We start from the raw sequence: 17972 nt of genomic DNA, 5'->3' as shown, positions 1-17972 counted from the left end.
TAACCCAAAATTACTCAGTCAAAATAATGAAGGCGCATTTTACCCCAAGCACACATAAATGTCGGCAAAAAATGGCTTATTCATCAGCGATTAGATGCGCTGTGAGGTCAGCCCTTTCTTGCTCATTAAGTTTTTGCGAGCATTTATTTGCAAAGTCGTAACGTACTAGTACGGTTTTACCAACGGCACAGCAGTTATCCTGCTGCCAAGCCTCTTGGCGCAGTACGAATGAACTAGAGCCGACATGCTCAACACTGGTTTTCACTGTGACATCGTGACCATAAAACAACTCACCCACAAAGCTTACTTCAACCTTAGCAATGATCAGTTTCCATTCATAAGGGTTTAAATCAGGCGTAAAAAACCTGAAAATAGGCGCTCGGGCGGCTTCAAACCATACAGGGAGTACGGTATTGTTGATGTGCCCTAGCACATCTGTTTCGCTAAAGCGTGGTGTGATAGTTTCAGTAAACATAGTAACCCTATAAAAAATATAAACTAAAGGTAGCTCATGACGGACTTTATTCGCGTATACGAAAACGCCCTCAGCAAAGAATTTTGCGACAACTTTATCACGGTATTTGAACAAAGCCCTCATTTAAAACAAGGCACTACCTCAGGCGGAGTAGATTTAGCGAAAAAAGACAGCCGCGATTTATACCTTAATAATCACTCTGAATACGCTGAGCAACTTAAGCATATTCAACAAACGACTGCGGGTTACGTCTTCAAATACCTTGAAGAGCATATTTTTATGATGATTGGCGCCTTTGGTTTAAAGGTTTACCATCCGCAAACAGGCAAACCTGTTGACCTAACACAAGATAACTTTGAAGAAGTCGGCAAACCACAATTGCCATTACTCGTGCAGCAGATTTTTCGTATGGGTCCAATTCAAGCACAAAAATACGATATCAATAAAGGTGGTTACCCTTATTGGCATAGCGAGGTATATCCGCAAGCAGACCACAACGAAGCTCTGCATCGTGTGCTGTTATTTATGTTTTATTTAAATGATGTAGAAGAAGGTGGTGAAACTGAGTTTTACTATCAACAACGAAAAATATCGCCTAAACAGGGTTCTATGGTCGTAGCACCGGGCTATTTTACCCACACACACCGTGGTAATAAGCCAATTTCAAATGATAAGTATATTTTAACCTCGTGGGTCTTATTCAACCGCGCGGAACAAATATATGGCCAACCACAATCTTAGCGGCAAGCTGTTAGTAGAAAGAATGCAACGTTTGATATCACGCTTTTTATGCTAACAAAAAGCAGCCCACTCGGGCTGCTTAAAACCAACAACTCAGCTTTAATCTGCCAGTAATTGATCAAATAAATCAAAAACCTTATCAAGCTCTTCAATTGTGTTGTAATGCATACAACCAATGCGTACTACACCGCCTGATTCTAATACACCTAGCTGCTTACATAAGCCTTGAGCGTAGAAGTTACCATCCCACACACAAATATGTTGCTTACCTAAAAATTCAGACACAACACGTGGCTCGATGCCTTCAAACGTTAAAGCAAAAGTCGGTGTGCGTGAAGCTACGCGCTCTAGATCATCAATACCGAACAACTTGATGCGCGGGTAATCAGCTAAACGCGTTAAGAAATGCTTACTTAATGTCATTTCGTGCTGTTTAGTCATAGCAAATGCAGCAGCTAATTTATCTCGGCGTGAATGAGTATCATCAAGCTCACTAATTGCAGCAATGTAATCAACAGCAGCAATTAAGCCAGCTAGCGCTTCAAAGCTTTGTGTACCCGTTTCCCAGCGACCTGGCGCAACATCTTTTGCAGGTTCAACTTTATATGGTGTGAAACCTTCAAGGTGCTCACGTTTGCCATAGACAATACCAAGGTGAGGACCAAAGAACTTATATGCAGAGCAGGCTAAGAAGTCACAATCAAGTGCTTGTACGTCTACTAGCTCATGAGGTGCATAATGTACGGCATCAACATAAACTAGCGCACCAACAGCATGTGCAAGCTCAACGATGCGTTTAATGTCATTAATTGAGCCTGTCGTGTTCGACGCATATGTCACAGCAACAAGCTTTGTTTTACTAGATAAAAGGCTTTCAAAATGTGCCATATCTAGGCTGCAATCAGCTTCGTTGATAAGGGTAGTTTTTACTGTCGCGCCTTTATCTTCAGCGGCTTGATGCCAAGATGATACGTTTGAGAAGTGATCGGCATTGGTGACGATAATTTCATCATCAGCAGTCCAATCACGCGAGATGGCACGGCTAAAGCTAAACGTTAAGCTTGTCATGTTTGCACCAAACACGATTTGCTCTTTAGATGGCGCATTTAATAAATCGGCTGCAGCTTGGCGAGCATTTGCCATTAACTCTACCGTTTTATCACTTGAGAAAAATGCGCCGCCTAAGTTTGAGTTGAAGTAACCCAAATATGCACTCATAGCGCTTAGAACTGACTGTGGTACTTGCGAGCCACCTGGGCCATCAAGGAAAATAGGTGACTGACCTGCAACTTGTTGCATAAGTGCAGGGAACTGGCGACGTAATTGCGTTAAGTTCATAGTTTACCCTTACGCAGTTAGTACGAAGCAATCAAGGTAACCTTCTTTGCTTGCGTCTAATTTATTCATTGGTGTAGCGTTGTGCCATACTTCACGGTCATTAATCAGTGCGAACATGCCGTCTTTGATTTCCATTTTGAAACATGGTTCAGCTTGTTGGTGTTCATAAACAAGTAGCTCACCACCCTCTAGGTTTTCGTGTGATACGCCACATACGCATACGTGATCAAAACCATCTTGATGAACACCTTCAGGTGCAGCTGGAGTGTCGCTGTCGATCGCAAGCATTCTGAATTGGTGAATTTCAATATCGCGATCATCGCTGATACCCGTCATATCACGGAACTGATTAACGATTTGCTTCATGCCATCAGTCGCTAATAAGCTATCTTCTAGATTTTCATAAGTACGCTCAACATTACCTTGGAATGTATTGATTGAGTCATCTTGCACGAATGCTTTTGTTGGTTGTAGTTTTAATTCACCATCAACAACTTTAATTACTGAATAACGACGCTTACGAAATTCACCATCTGCGTATGGGTTAGCAGGTAGGTTAGCAAAAGAAGGCTTAACTGCGTCAATATGTGCTTGGCTTACAAAACGAAGCTGTAAAAGGTTCTGGTTGTTTAATGTAGTCATTTCGATCTCGCCTTAATACGTTGAGAATATTGGCGAGGATTTTAATGCAATTGGTAGGAAATTTTTGCGTTATTATGTAAACGCTGATGATGATTTATGTAGCTTTAAGATCGTATTTATAAATATTTTAGAAATTTTATCTAAAATAAAAAGCCCGCTAAAAGCGGGCTTTCTTGTCATTTAATTTAGCTAAAATTAAACAGCTTGCTGAACGATTACTTTGTCTGCCTTTTTAGTGTATTGAGGCATACGGTGGAAGTTCAGGTAACGATAAGTATCAGCTGCAGTTGCATTGATCTTATCTGCATACTCTTGGTACTCAGCAGGTGTAGGTAGTTTACCTAAGATTGCCGCTACTGCTGCAAGCTCAGCTGATGCTAAGAATACGTTAGCGCCAGTACCAAGACGGTTAGGGAAGTTACGCGTAGAGGTAGAAACAACTGTTGCTTTATCAGCAACACGTGCTTGGTTACCCATACATAGTGAACACCCTGGCGTTTCGATACGTGCACCTACGCGACCAAAGATACCGTAGTAACCTTCGTCAGTAAGCTGGTCTTTGTCCATCTTCGTTGGTGGTGCAACCCAAAGTTGAGTTGGGATACGGCCACTGAAACCATCTAGTAGTTTACCTGCAGCACGGAAGTGACCGATGTTAGTCATACAAGAACCGATGAATACTTCGTCGATTTTCTCGCCTGTTACGTCTGAAAGAAGACGCGCATCATCTGGGTCATTTGGAGCACAAAGGATTGGCTCTTTGATGTCTGCAAGATCGATTTCAAGTACGTGCTTGTACTCTGCATCTGCATCAGCTTCCATAAGTTCTGGGTTAGCTAACCACTCTTGCATTGCTGTGATACGACGCTCAATAGTACGAACATCGCCGTAACCTTCAGAGATCATCCACTTAAGCATTACGATGTTTGACTCAAGGTATTCAGCGATAGACTCTTTAGAAAGTTTAACAGTACAACCTGCCGCTGAACGCTCAGCTGATGCATCAGAAAGTTCGAAAGCTTGCTCAACCGTTAGGTGCTCAACACCTTCGATTTCTAGTACGCGACCAGAGAATTCGTTGATCTTACCTTTCTTCTCAACTGTAAGAAGACCTTCTTTGATACCGTAGTAAGGGATAGCATGAACTAGGTCACGTAGTGTGATACCTGGCTGCATTTCACCTTTGAAACGTACTAAGATTGACTCAGGCATATCAAGAGGCATTACACCTGTTGCTGCTGCGAATGCTACCGCACCTGAACCCGCTGGGAATGAAATACCTAGAGGGAAACGAGTATGTGAGTCACCACCAGTACCTACTGTATCTGGTAATAACATACGGTTTAACCATGAGTGGATTACACCGTCACCAGGACGTAGTGATACACCGCCACGGTTCATGATGAAATCAGGAAGTGTGTGGTGAGTGTTTACGTCGATTGGCTTAGGATAAGCTGATGTATGACAGAAAGACTGCATTGTTAGGTCTGCAGAGAAACCTAAACACGCAAGGTCTTTAAGTTCGTCACGCGTCATAGGACCTGTTGTATCTTGCGAACCAACAGTTGTCATTTTCGGCTCACAGTATTGACCAGGACGTACGCCTGGCATGTTACATGCTTTACCAACCATCTTCTGAGCTAATGTGAAGCCTTTACCAGAGTCAGTTACAAGCGCTGGCTTACGGAAGATATCTTCTGCTTCCATACCTAGTGATGCACGTGCTTTATCAGTTAAACCACGACCAATGATCAATGGAATACGACCACCAGCACGCACTTCATCAAGAATTACGTCTGATTTAAGAGAGAAAGTCGAGATTACTTCATCAGTACCGTGACGCTTAACAACACCTTCGTATGGGAAGATATCGATTTGGTCACCCATGTTTAGCTCATCAACAGGTAGTTCGATTGGTAATGCACCAGAGTCTTCCATTGTGTTGAAGAAGATAGGAGCGATTTTACCGCCTAAACATACACCACCAACGCGTTTGTTCGGTACGTGAGGAATATCATCACCCATGAACCAAAGTACAGAGTTAGTTGCAGATTTACGAGACGAACCCGTACCAACTACATCACCAACGTATGCAAGAGGTAAACCTTTCGTTTTAAGCTCTTCTAGTTGTGAGATTGGACCAACTTCACCTGGCTTTTCAGGATTGATACCATCACGTTCGTTCTTCAGCATTGCTAAAGCGTGTAGTGGAATATCAGGGCGAGACCATGCATCTGGTGCAGGTGAAAGATCATCAGTATTTGTTTCGCCAGTTACTTTGAATACGGTAACTGAGATTTTTTCAGCAACTGCAGGCTTGTTCACAAACCACTCAGCATTTGCCCAAGATTCGATTACTTGCTTAGCAAATTCGTTACCCGCTTTCGCTTTTTCTTCTACATCATAAAAAGCATCAAACATTAATAATGTGTTTGATAAACCTTTAACAACGATTGGCGCTAACGCTTCGTCATCTAAAAGGTCAATCATAGGCGCGATGTTGTAACCACCTAGCATAGTACCAAGTAGCTCAGCTGCTTTTTCTTTTGATACAAGTGGAGAGCTCGCTTCACCTTTTGCAACTGCAGCCAAGAAACCTGCTTTGATGTAAGCAGCATCATCAACACCTGGTGGCACACGGTTAACTAGAAGATCAACGATAAACTCTTCTTCACCTGCCGGTGGATTTTTGATTAATTCAATAAGATCAGCCGTTTGCTGAGCATCTAATGGCGCTGGTACGATACCTAACGCGGCACGTTCTTCTACGTGTTTACGATATTCTTGTAGCACAATATTGCCCTCTTGGTGACGTGAAAGTACTCGGTAGTATTAAGCTAAATACCAATTAAGACCCAGTACTTATAGTATTCTGACAGTTAATTATAAAGCTTTTAAGTATAGATGAAAATCCATGCGGTAAGTAAGGAGTTTAATAGTCACTATAAATATCATGAATAGTACTAGAAAAAAACGCTATTCAAATGAATATTTATTAAGAATCATTCCTATCTAACCAATTCCTAGTACTTAGAAAAGAAAAAACCCAGCACTAGGCTGGGTTTTTAAAATTTGCGTAAAGAGTTAGATTAACGCTCTACTTTAACACGTTCAATGACAGTTACTTTCGCTTCAACACGACGGTTTTCGGCGTGAGCTTCTGGTGTGTTTGCTGGGTTTTTAAGACGCTCTTCACCCATACCAACAGTAGTTAGACGCATTGGATCAATGCCATCTTCGATTAGTTTCTTAGCAACCGCATCAGCACGTTTCTTAGATAACCACTTATTGTAGTCAGCTTTACCTACTGATGAAGAATGGCCTTCAAGCACTACGTCAGTACCTGGGTGCTCTTTTAAGAATGCTGCTGCAGCATCAATATCATCTAGGTATTGTTGAGATACTTTAGATGTGTTGTTAGGGAACGTGATTAGTAAGCTCTTAGTTACTTCACGATCTTCATATAGCGTACAACCAGTGCCATCCACAGCGTCAGTCATTGGTGTATTTGCACATTGATCGTCTGCATCAGGGATATTATCGCCATCGCTATCTACTGGTTCTACAGCAACAGGAACAACCGTAGGAGCAGGCTCTACAGGCTCAGCTGGCGCGCTTTGAGCACCGAAGATGTAGCTAAGACCTAATTTAGCACCCACATCTGTATAACCACGATCTAGACCTTGGTATAAAGACGTTTCTGCATTAAATGCGAAATGCTCTGTAAAGTAGTGTTGATAACCTGCACCCACATTAGCAAACATTAAATCTTCATCAACCGCATCAAGATTTTTTAAACCAAAAATACCGTAGAAAGGACCACCACCAAAGTGGTAAAGACCATCAATACCGTAACGCTTACCACTTTCTGAACCACTCATCGACGTACCGTCGTTTAATTCAGCTTTCCAGTCAAAATCCATATCAGCGTATTCTAGACGCGCACTCCAGTAATCACTGAAGCGGTAACCTAACTCTAGACCCCAGCCTGTTGAATCATCAACATCAAGACCGCCTGGTGCGTAGTCACGAACATTTTCCCATGAATTATCATAGTAATCGCCAAACGCACCAATATAAAAACCTTGCTTTTCAGCAGCGAAGCTAGAAGCACTTGTTGCAGCAAGCGCTAAAGCTATAGTTAGTGATTTTAGTTTCATGTTTCCTTCCCTTCCATTTAAGTAACTAAAGGCTGTGTAGCCTAAACTCTGTCAAGATAGATGATGAGTAATTAATCCAAACTTAATAAACTAAAACTACAATAAATTTGTTAATTTCAAAACACCACCTAAAAAAGTGACGTTTAGCACCGTCGAAATGCCATAGAATGCCATACCAAATTAACAGTGCTCAAAAAAACTCTAATTTACCTAGTGATAATTACACGAGATAACAATAAGAACATAGTACAATAATCACCCATTTGCTGCGATGATTCAAATCAATATAAGTGTACCTTATTTTTATACCATGCCGTATACCTTTAAGAGTATCGCGTTTATTAAAAAAGTAAATGCGTTTTTAAGGTATAAAAAAAGCTGAACCATAAAAATAGTTCAGCTTTAATCTCAAGATTATTAATAAATTACAATAAGCTAATAGTAATCTATTACTTACGCATAACCTTTACACGTTCAACCGTACTAATTTGTGCTTCAACACGACGATTTTCTGCATGCGCTTCAAGCGTATATGCTTTGTTCTTCAGGCGTTCTTCACCATAACCAACCGTAGAGATTCTATCTGATGAGATACCGTCTTTAACTAACTCTTCAGCTACATCTTTAGCACGTTTTTCAGAAAGCTTCATGTTGTAATCCGCATCACCAACTGCTGATGCATGACCTTCAAGAACAACTGATGTGCCTTCGTTTTCTTTCATAAATGCTGCAACATCAGCAATATCGCTGAAGTATTTATTTGGTACTTCTGCAACATCATGCGGGAAAGTAACTAGTAAAGTGATTGTTGCCTCTTTTTCTTCATAAAGAGTACAGCCCTTGCTATCTACCGCATCAGTCATTGGTGTATTTGCGCATTGGTCATCAGCGTCCATTACGCCATCGTTATCGCTATCTGTAGGTCCACTTACTACAGGAGCTGGCTCAACAGGAGCCGCAGAGCTGCTTTGATTACCAAAGATATAGCTTAAACCTAACTTAGCACCCACATCGGTGTAACCACGATCAAGGCCTTGGTACAAAGAAGTTTCGGCATTGAAAGCAAAGTTATCTGTGAAGTAGTGTTGGTAGCCAGCACCAACGTTTGCAAACATTAAATCCTCATCAACAGCATCAAGGTTTTTCAAACCAAAAATACCGTAAAATGGGCCACCACCGAAGTGATATAAACCATCAATACCGTAACGCTTACCACTTTCAGAACCGCTCATCGATGTGCCATCGTTTAGTTCAGCGGTCCAGTCAAAATCCATATCAGCATATTCTAAGCGAGCACTCCAGTAATCGCTAAAGCGATAACCCAGCTCTAAACCCCAGCCTGTTGAATCATCAACATCAAGGCCGCCTGGTGCGTAATCGCGAACATTTTCCCATGAATTATCATAGTAATCGCCAAATGCGCCGATATAAAAACCTTGTTTCTCAGCAGCAAATGTTGAAGCACTAGTTGCAGCAAGTGCCAAAGCTATAGTCAGTGATTTCAGTTTCATTGTTTCCTTCCCATTTTCATAATAAAGCTCGTAAGAGCTCGTATTTTTTGAGTAATCAAAACTTTAACAATACAAAAAACGATTAGTTACTTTGCATTGACATTCAACTTATTAATTAATCCATAACTATTAAGGTACTAATAATAGCCTAGCCTAATTTCGTAGATAAGCGATTAAATGTATGACCAAACCAGCTTCGAATACCGTATGAGATCATCTTTTAAAGCAATAGATTAGCCTAAAACCTATAATACCACCGCCTATTAGAGCGCTCAATCAGCATACAGTTAAATTCAATAAATAGGAATTTTCCTAGTTAATTTAAATGACTAGGTCCCACAAAAAGTTTGATAATTTTTATCATAATCTTTTGGGGCCTGAAGCCATTCAAATTGACGCTCATCGTAAACATATGGATCGTTAAATGCTTCTAAAAAGGCGTCTTTTAATGAACTTTCTCCCGATGCTTCGTATTCCGCTAGGATCATTTCAATAGTATGATTACGTGGAATGACTGCAGGATTAACAGCGCGCATAGTTTCATAACTTTTAGACGAAGTCCTCACGTTCCACTTTTTATGCCACTCTTTTAAACTAGTTGGAATTGCAAAATCCGCAAGTAAAGATTCAGTCAGAGCATTGAAAGTATTAGTATAATCGAGCTGATGTTGCTTCATTAAACCTAGCAACTCTGAAACTAAAGCATGATCGCCTTCGTGCTGACCTGCTAATCCTAATTTCTGCTGCCACATAGTATTAAATGCATCATTAAATTTAGCTGCAAAGCCATTTACAACCGGTGAGAGTTGTTCGACGGCACTCTCTTGATCAGCAAATAACGGAATTAAGCTTTCAGCCAAGCGTGCAATATTCCAATTAGCAATATTCGGTTGATTTCCAAATGCATAACGCCCTTGATGGTCAATCGAACTAAATACCGTGTCTAGGTCAAACTGATTCATCATCGCACAAGGGCCATAGTCAATGGTTTCACCACTAATCAAGGTATTATCTGTGTTCATCACACCGTGTATAAAGCCAATTCGCATCCAACTGATAACCAGCTCTATTTGCTTATCGAGTACAGCAGTTAAAAACTCAATATAACGCTGCTCACCCGTACTGTTAATGTCAGGAAAATGACAATTAATTGCGTAATCAACGAGCTTCTCTAGCCCTTCTATATCACCTTGTGTAGCTAAGTATTGAAATGAACCAACACGGATGTGACTTTTAGCTAGGCGAGTAACAACTGCCCCCGGGCGTGGTGGCTGACGATATACCGTTTCGCCAGTTGTAACCACAGCTAAACAGCGCGTAGTTGCGATGCCAAGCGCATGAAGTGCCTCACTCATAATGTACTCTCGAACAGCTGGACCAATGGCACAGCGACCATCACCACCGCGCGAGAACACTGTTGCTCCAGCGCCTTTTAGCTGCAAGTCCCACAATGTGCCATCTTTATCTGCAATAGCCCCAAGTAAATGCGCTCTACCATCACCAAGACGCGGTGAAAAATGACCAAATTGATGACCTGAGTAACCAAGAGCAACCGGTGCAACGTCGTTATCTATCGTTGAACCAGATAGCAATTTAGCTAAAAATTCGCTGTCGTGTTTAATTGCGAAATTATCAGCTAGCTTGTCATTAAATAGCAGTAATTGCGGCTCGGCAACGGCGCTCGGCATATCCTTGATAGCAAGTAGTTCACTAATATCTGTGTATCGAGTTTGCAGTTTCATAACTGTCCTTAACGTGTTGCGACACCCACACGATTATCGCCTACACCATAGGCCACTAGTTGGCTTAGTGCCTGCAGGCTGTAACCGCTTTGCTGTTGTAATTCGTTGAAAAAATCTTGCGCTGCTTGCAGTGACTTTTTAGTTTGTAAGCCGCCATCTATCAACTCATGGGCACGCAAATAGGCTTCTACATCCCGAGAAAGTAAAAAAGTATCTTTACCAAGCGCTCGTAAAGCGTATGGGCCAGTATTTCCCCCTAAACGCGCACCATGCTTTTTAAGATAAGCCCACAAACCAATAATATTGTCAGTAGGCCAATCTGCAATAAATTGGCTAAAGCTGCCATGCTTCTCAGCAACTTCGTGGATCATGTACGCATTTTCTGGGATCGTTTGTACTTTTTTAAAATTACGAACAATTCGCTCATCACTGGCTTTTTGCTCGAGCATATCTGGCGGCATCATCAACAATTTTTCTACACTGAAATCCCAAAACACATCACGAAAACCAGCCCATTTATTATTGATAACAGACCAATAAAAACCGCTTTGAAAGACTTTACGCGTGAACTCTTCTAACCATAAATCGTCATGCATTTTAGCAATATCAGCATCGTCGAGCGGGTTTGATAACAGTGCTTGCAGCATTTCTTCACTGCCCTTTCGAGATACGGCTCGTTGATAAATATCGTTAAATTTTTCCATCATTTTTCCAATTGATTTGGTTAGCGCTAAGTGTACGTAAAAACACGGTTATACGTAACCATGTTGCAAATTCGGTCACTAAAAAACAAATTCCTCGCCTTGACACCTAGACGGCTAAAATGCTTTAATCGCTGCAAATACCCTATTTAAGTATGTTGGCTTTAACCTTTAAAGCGAGCATAAAGGGCTGGAAGAGGTGCGTTATTCAGGTAGCGTATGGGAAGAGCACAGACTCTGTTGATCATACGTGAGGGGAATTAACGCCGAGAAGTAACACCGTTTGTGAGGTGCTTATTTCGGGCGACTGGGCTGAATCCCAGCGACTGTCACCAACAATAGCAAAGTGCTATTGATTAGTTTGGTGGAGAGCTTCTGGTCTTAGTATAATAAGGCCGTCGCGTCTTTATTATTTTAAGCCCATTCGCTCTTCGAATTATACCTTGTTCGAACGACGACATGCGGCTCCATTCAAATGTTCCCGCATAAACTCTTCGAATACCTTATAAGTTCGTGAGAGATGATCAACAATTTTGATTTAAACGACTATCCATTATGGACAGCGCTTGTCACGCCATTTTCTGAATCTGGCGAGGTCGATTACACGGCCCTTGAACAACTGGTCGCTGAGCAGCAAGATGCAAATAACGGCATTTTATTACTTGGCAGTACCGGTGAAGGACTGGCGCTTTCACTCAAAGAGCAACAAGCCATCGTTGAGCATGTTTGCCAATTAGCACCGAGTGTACCACTCATGGTTGCTGTGGGCGGCATGAACCTCAAGCAACAAGTTGCTTGGGTTGAATACTGCAACCAACTACCTATTCATGGCTATCTATTGGGCTCACCTCTGTATGCAAAACCTGGGGTAGTTGGCCAAACACATTGGTTTGAAAGCCTTCTTGATGCAAGTAATCACCCATGTATGCTGTATAACGTACCTGGACGCAGTGCAGTTGAGATTTCACCGCAGGTGATCAAAAACCTTGCTGACCACAAAAATCTTTGGGCTTTAAAAGAAGCCAGTGGCGACATTAGCAAATTTGAAGGCTTTAGAACGGCATCGCCAACACTGGCCATATTTAGTGGCGATGATGCTCTTATGCCGTATTTTGCTCAAGCAGGAGCAAAAGGTTTAGTTTCGGTTGCCGCGAATGCTTGGCCGAGTCAAACCCATGAGTTTGTTAAACGCAGTTTAAGTGGTCAATACCCAAATCTATTCACCGATTGGTCGCAAGCGATTCAAAGTTTATTCGCTGTGGCAAATCCAATCCCCGTAAAAGTACTGATGCACCTGCAAGGTAAAATAAATACCCCGCATTTACGTCCGCCGCTTACGCATTTAGAGCTTGAGCAAACAGACAGCATCACCCACGCAAACAACACAATTTTATCTTGGAACTAAAAACAGGTTTTATCATGAGCTGGTTAGAATTATTAAACAACTTAGAATCAGGCGCAGTTCGCGCGGCAACACAAGACGAGAACGGCAACTGGCACGCCAATGTTGAAGTTAAACAAGGCATTTTAGAAGCCTTTAAAAATGGCACAAACACTGAGTTCCCGGGTGGTTTTGTTGATAAGCACAACTTAGCTCCACAAGGCTTTGCAGCCGATGCTGGCGTGCGTATGGTACCAGGTGGTAGCAGTGTTCGTCGTGGCGCACACGTTGCTAAAGGCACCATTATCATGCCACCAGCATATGTAAATATTGGCGCGTTCATCGACGAAGGCACGATGGTCGACAGCCACGCATTAGTGGGTTCATGCGCACAAGTGGGTAAAAATGTTCATCTAAGTGCAGCAGTACAATTAGGTGGTGTGCTTGAGCCAATTGGTGCCAGCCCTGTGGTTATTGAAGATGACGCATTCATCGGTGCAGGCTGCGTTATTGTTGAAGGTGTGGTTGTGAAAAAAGGTGCTGTACTTGCGCCAGGTGTACGCTTATCTGCAACTATTCCTGTCTACGATTGCGTTAACGAACGCCAGCTAGACAAAGGTGAAGCCATCCCAGAAAACGCGATTGTGATCCCAGGCTCTCGCCCAGCTTCAAATGCATGGGCTCGTGAACAAGGTCTTAGCATGTCGTGTGCATTGATCGTGAAATACCGTGATGAACAAAGCGATGCATCATTACTGTTAGAAGAGGTTTTACGTTAATGAGCTTTTTGAGCACGCCCATCAAGCAAGCGGTTGAGCAAGTTTCAACGCATCTTGATACGCCATTTTTTATCTATGATTTAGATAAATTAACTGCACATTTAAATCAACTGACTGCGCAAACCGATGTGAAACTTTGGTATGCCGTTAAGGCCAACCCGTTGTCTCGCATTATTCAATGTTTAGACAGCGCAGGATTTAACTTTGATGTTGCAAGTAAAGGTGAACTTGAGCAAGTACTTGCCCAAGGCATCGATAGCGAGCGCGTGCTCAACACTGGGCCTGCAAAGAGCCCTAAACAAATTTCACATTTTATTGCTCGCGGCGTACGTACTTTTGTCGCCGAGAGCATTAACCAAGTGCGCTGGTTAAACGAACAAGCAACAAAAGCAAATTGTCAGCTGCAAGTTCTATTGCGTGTTCAACTTCGTTGGCCAGACAGCGAAAAGAATCCACTTGGCGGCGATAACCTTACTCCTTTTGGTTTGGGCTGCGATGAGTGGCAAGCACTCACTGCAAGTGATTACCCAGCTCTTAGCTTTGATGGTCTGCATATTTTCCAATGGGGCAATATGCTGAGCACTGACAAGCTCGCCGAGCTATGGCGCGCGATGATTGCGCCACTGCAACAGCTAGCACGCTCATTAAACATTAACCTTAATATTCTCGACTTAGGGGGTGGCTTAGGCATTCCTTATACTCAAAATGCTAACCGACTCGATTGGTCTGCACTTATTGAGACTTTGGCTAGCATTAAAGCAGATGCCGGTGTCAAAGAGCTTTGGATGGAACTTGGCCGCTATGCGGTGGGCGAATGCGGCCATTACGCAACGCCAGTTGTTGAGCGTAAAGTAAATTACAATCAACAGCAGGTGATTTTATCAGGCGGTATTAACCATTTACTTCGCCCAGCTGTGACAAGCCAAGATTTCCCTGCGGCCTTACTTCGCGAATCGACGGCTGAGCCTGCGGCAATGACTTTATACGGCCCACTTTGCACCGCCCTTGATTGCTTAGGTGAACACCAATTAGCGAGCGATTTAAATGAGCAAGACTGGTTGGTATTCAGCCAATGTGGCGCGTATGGCTTTACCGAAAGTATGCCGTACTTTTTATGCCACGAATTAGCGGCTGAATACATCCTTGAACAAGGCAATATTGAGTGCATTCGTAGCGCTGAAGATGCCAGTTATTATTTAAGGTAATCGCCATGAGTAAAGAATTAATCAGCCAAGAGAATATTGTGGTTGGCGAGATTGCCAACGGCCTACCTCTGACAATCCCAGTGTATCGCTTAAAAGGGGATGGCACAGGCCCAAACGTGTATATACAAGCCAATATGCACGGCGCTGAAGTACAAGGTAATGCAGTAATTTATCAATTGCTTGAGCAGCTAAAATCACTCAAGCTGCGTGGCGATATTACCCTAGTGCCTTATGCCAACCCTATTGGTTGCAATCAAAAATCAGGTGAGTTTACTTTAGGTCGCTTCGATCCAATTACGGGCACCAACTGGAACCGCATGTACCGCTTTAATAAAGCGTTACCGTCACAGATTGCTGAACAGCACAAAGACTGTGATGATGCGACCCTTAAAGCGGCGTTTAAACAGGCACTCGTTGCTGACATCGATAGTCAATTAACGGGCCCTGATTACAGCCTAACAACGGGTAAGCGTATTGCCCTTAACTTGCAAAAGCTTGCCCATCAGGCAGATATTGTTTTAGACCTTCACACTGGGCCTATCTCAAGTAAGCACTTATATTGCCCTGAATACGCCAAAGACAGCGCAAGCTACTTCAACATCGAGCATGTGTTACTGATCCCAAGTGATTTTGATGGCGCGATGGATGAAGCGAGTTTCTGCCCATGGTGGTCACTATCTGAAGAGCTTGCCAAACAAGGCCGTGAATTTGCTGTTCAAGTCGAAGCATTCACTGTTGAACTTGGTAGCCAAGAAAAAATCGATTTAAGTGCGGCACTTGAAGATGCAAATAGCATTTTAAGTTACCTCAATCAAAAAGAGGTATTAGTTGATGCTGCGTATCATCCAAAAGCGATGACACGCTATGCCTGCATGCTTGAAGATTATGTAGCTTACTATGCCCCTATGGGTGGCATGGTTGAATACCTTGCCCCACTGGGCGGCCATATTAAAGCTGGTGAGCCTATCGCCCATATTTTAAGAATGGAGCGCTACCTTTCTGAGCAGCCGCTACAAACATTAAGTTTTGATAAAGACGCCATTGCTATTTTGCATTTTGCTTCAGCAAGCGTGAATCAAGGTACCGAACTTTATAAGTTTTTTACCAACGTATTTGAGCTATAAGCTCATCCCTTCTCATTGCGTGAGAGTCAACGGCTTATGCTCTTAGGCCGTTACAGCAGGGCTCCAAGCTTAGCTTGGGGCTCTCTATTTACCTAAAATTTCAACAATTCAGTACAAGTTCACGGTTACTTATGTAAAAATCGTTATAATTATACCTACTTACAAGTCTACTGAAAGGGAACTGCAATGGGATGGCGCATTTGGCTGGCAGCCGCTGGCTTATTTTCTGTACCTGTATTTGCTCAAACTGAACAACCACAAACTAACGAACAAGATGATGCTCTAGAACTCGTAAAGCAGTGTATTTTGAACGAAGCTATTGGCGGTGACGGCAAGCAAACACTCGAAGAACTTCGTAAAAAGTGCTCTGATTTAGATGAAAGCAAAAAGCTCACCGCTTTAGACAAACGTAAAGCGCGTGAAGAAGTGAGCAAGAAAAACCGTAATGTGATCACCCCACATAAGCGTAACTATATTTTACCGCTTTCTTACGTATCTAATCCGAATGAGCGCCCTTTTGATGGCCTAAAAGACCTTGCTGAGCAAACTGATGGCGAGCCACTTGATAACCTGGAAGTAAAATATCAACTATCAATTAAAGTGCCAATCTTCGAAGACTTCTCTGATAAAGATCAGGGCGTATTTTTTGCATTTACCATGCAATCGTTTTGGCAATTTTACAATAAAGATATTTCATCGCCGTTTCGTGAAACAAACTACGAACCAGAGATCTTCTGGGTGAACTACCTTGATCCTGAGCATGTGCTTTGGGGCGATGAAATGGCGATTGCAATTGGTGCTTCACATCAATCTAATGGCCGCAGCCAGCCTAATTCACGTTCGTGGAACCGTATCTATGCTGACTTCTTATGGGAAAAAGATGGCTTTGTATTTAGCTTTAAGCCTTGGTACCGCATTCCTGAAGACAAAAAAGACGATGAACTAGAAGCTAAAGGTGATGACAACCCTGATATCTACAAATACATGGGTTACTTTGAATTCTCGGGTGCATACCGTTACAACGAGCATGAGTTTAGCTTTATGACCCGTAATAACTTAAATTCAGATAACCGCGGCGCAATCCAACTAGACTGGTCTTTCCCTCTTTGGGGCAGATTACGTGGTTATGCACAATACTTTAATGGTTATGGTGAGAGCTTAATTGATTACAACGCCGATATTGAACGTTTTGGTGTGGGTATTCTGTTAACTGACTTGCTTTAACTTAAAGAGCGAGCTTTAGTTAGCTCGCTCTGAATATTCGTTATTTTTTAACGATGAAGTGACCTTCAAATTCTGCTACTAGCACATCACCATCGTATACATTCACTGGCACATGGTAGCTTGCTTTGCCATTGTCCTCTAGCTCCGCCAACTTGCCTTTACAGCCAGCCAACTCAACACTCCCGCGAGGATCGTTATTCAGTGGTTTAAGGTATTTAATGTTGGCATCTGCTAACACGATATTCCCTTCAAGGCCAGCTTCTTTAAGCGCTAGGTAAGTTGCGCCCCAGCCTGTTAAGGTCGCTAAACTATAAATCGAGCCGGCAAACATAGTGTTATGAAGATTTAAGTTCGCATCTAGATCAGCGCGCGTAGTAAACTGCCAATCGGTATAGCTTTCTACTTTAATTCCCATTGCATCGCTGATAGGGATCGACTCACGCCACGTGTTTTGTAGTACTTGTGTCCAGTTTGGATGACGGAACCAACCCGGCTCAGAGGGTTTTTGTTTTACCATTTTCCAATGCTGTACATCGTCATAGGCAAGGTGTGCTTTTTCTTTTAATTCGTAGCCATGACGCTTATAGAAATCAAGGGCTCGCTCACGAGCAAACAATACCAGTTCATCTGCATCTTGAGTCCATGCGATTTTTTCTAATTCATGTAATAAACGGCTACCAATATGCTGGTTACGATTACCTTCAGCAACCGCCATATAACGAACTTGCGCTTGCTGATGATTATTAAAATGCAGGCGAGCTACGCCTAATACTTCGCCATCATTATTTTTGATAAAGCGGTGCTCAGCGTCTTGCTCTAAGTCATCTTGTTCAGAACCGCGCGGCTCGCCCCAGGGTGCTCTTAAAACCTGCCAACGTAATGAATAGTACGCTTGCCAATCTTCGCTGCTTTGCGGGGTGGTCACTTTAAACATAAAAACTCCTGTGAT

Annotated in this window: 15 protein-coding genes and 1 riboswitch; of the genes, 6 read left to right on the top strand and 9 right to left on the bottom strand. The window is 42.6% G+C overall.

Annotated elements, in window-relative coordinates:
- Positions 1-76 precede the first annotated feature (76 nt).
- Positions 77-475 carry an acyl-CoA thioesterase gene (locus tag L1272_RS00845; protein WP_187489512.1) on the bottom strand — a complete coding sequence of 133 codons (399 nt, stop codon included), beginning with the start codon at positions 473-475 and terminating at the stop codon, positions 77-79.
- A gap of 36 nt (positions 476-511) precedes the next feature.
- Between L1272_RS00845 and L1272_RS00840 the strand changes: the two genes are divergently transcribed.
- Positions 512-1216 (top strand): 2OG-Fe(II) oxygenase, encoded by a 705-nt coding sequence (locus L1272_RS00840; protein WP_235372569.1) that lies wholly within the window; start codon positions 512-514, stop codon positions 1214-1216.
- A gap of 99 nt (positions 1217-1315) precedes the next feature.
- Here the strand turns inward: L1272_RS00840 and L1272_RS00835 are convergent, their stop codons facing one another.
- The 7 genes from L1272_RS00835 to L1272_RS00805 form a co-directional block, all read right to left on the bottom strand.
- Positions 1316-2554 carry a cysteine desulfurase-like protein gene (locus L1272_RS00835; protein ID WP_235372568.1) on the bottom strand — a complete coding sequence of 413 codons (1239 nt, stop codon included), beginning with the start codon at positions 2552-2554 and terminating at the stop codon, positions 1316-1318.
- 9 nt (positions 2555-2563) lie between these two features.
- Positions 2564-3196: a 2OG-Fe dioxygenase family protein gene (locus tag L1272_RS00830; RefSeq protein WP_054563473.1), complete on the bottom strand. Its 633-nt coding sequence runs from the start codon at positions 3194-3196 to the stop codon at positions 2564-2566.
- A gap of 195 nt (positions 3197-3391) precedes the next feature.
- Positions 3392-5989 (bottom strand): bifunctional aconitate hydratase 2/2-methylisocitrate dehydratase, encoded by a 2598-nt coding sequence (acnB, locus tag L1272_RS00825; protein WP_054552411.1) that lies wholly within the window; start codon positions 5987-5989, stop codon positions 3392-3394.
- A 296-nt stretch (positions 5990-6285) separates the two neighbouring features.
- Entirely contained in the window at positions 6286-7356 is a 1071-nt protein-coding gene (locus L1272_RS00820) for an OmpA family protein (RefSeq protein WP_054552410.1), read from the bottom strand.
- 449 nt (positions 7357-7805) lie between these two features.
- On the bottom strand, positions 7806-8867 hold the full coding sequence (locus L1272_RS00815) for an OmpA family protein (protein WP_199529774.1): 1062 nt from the start codon (positions 8865-8867) through the stop codon (positions 7806-7808).
- Between the two features lie 329 nt (positions 8868-9196).
- A complete protein-coding gene (locus tag L1272_RS00810) occupies positions 9197-10609 on the bottom strand; it encodes a protein adenylyltransferase SelO (protein ID WP_194442212.1) in 1413 nt (470 codons plus the stop codon).
- A gap of 8 nt (positions 10610-10617) precedes the next feature.
- A complete protein-coding gene (locus L1272_RS00805) occupies positions 10618-11313 on the bottom strand; it encodes a DNA-3-methyladenine glycosylase I (RefSeq protein WP_054552407.1) in 696 nt (231 codons plus the stop codon).
- A gap of 183 nt (positions 11314-11496) precedes the next feature.
- A riboswitch (Lysine riboswitch) is annotated at positions 11497-11693 on the top strand.
- Between the two features lie 137 nt (positions 11694-11830).
- Between L1272_RS00805 and dapA the strand changes: the two genes are divergently transcribed.
- The 5 genes from dapA (at position 11831) to L1272_RS00780 (ending at position 17023) form a co-directional block, all read left to right on the top strand.
- A complete protein-coding gene (gene dapA, locus L1272_RS00800; protein WP_138602467.1) occupies positions 11831-12715 on the top strand; it encodes a 4-hydroxy-tetrahydrodipicolinate synthase in 885 nt (294 codons plus the stop codon).
- Between the two features lie 14 nt (positions 12716-12729).
- On the top strand, positions 12730-13470 hold the full coding sequence (locus L1272_RS00795) for a 2,3,4,5-tetrahydropyridine-2,6-dicarboxylate N-succinyltransferase (protein ID WP_054552405.1): 741 nt from the start codon (positions 12730-12732) through the stop codon (positions 13468-13470).
- On the top strand, positions 13470-14675 hold the full coding sequence (locus L1272_RS00790; RefSeq protein ID WP_194442214.1) for a PLP-dependent decarboxylase: 1206 nt from the start codon (positions 13470-13472) through the stop codon (positions 14673-14675). The genes L1272_RS00795 and L1272_RS00790 overlap by 1 nt, the downstream gene beginning before the upstream one ends.
- A 5-nt stretch (positions 14676-14680) precedes the next feature.
- Positions 14681-15799, top strand: a complete 1119-nt coding sequence (locus tag L1272_RS00785) for a succinylglutamate desuccinylase/aspartoacylase family protein (RefSeq protein ID WP_138602471.1) — start codon at positions 14681-14683, stop codon at positions 15797-15799.
- 186 nt (positions 15800-15985) lie between these two features.
- Positions 15986-17023 carry a phospholipase A gene (locus tag L1272_RS00780; protein ID WP_054552402.1) on the top strand — a complete coding sequence of 346 codons (1038 nt, stop codon included), beginning with the start codon at positions 15986-15988 and terminating at the stop codon, positions 17021-17023.
- 40 nt (positions 17024-17063) lie between these two features.
- Here the strand turns inward: L1272_RS00780 and L1272_RS00775 are convergent, their stop codons facing one another.
- A complete protein-coding gene (locus L1272_RS00775; protein ID WP_054552401.1) occupies positions 17064-17957 on the bottom strand; it encodes a bifunctional GNAT family N-acetyltransferase/hotdog fold thioesterase in 894 nt (297 codons plus the stop codon).
- Between the last annotated feature and the right edge of the window lie 15 nt (positions 17958-17972).

Origin of the sequence: Pseudoalteromonas sp. PAST1 (assembly GCF_021532515.1) — a bacterium.
GTDB classification, from domain to species: domain Bacteria; phylum Pseudomonadota; class Gammaproteobacteria; order Enterobacterales; family Alteromonadaceae; genus Pseudoalteromonas; species Pseudoalteromonas simplex.
The sequence above is the reverse complement of the archived record's forward strand: the minus strand, read 5'-3'. Positions and strand labels throughout refer to the sequence as shown.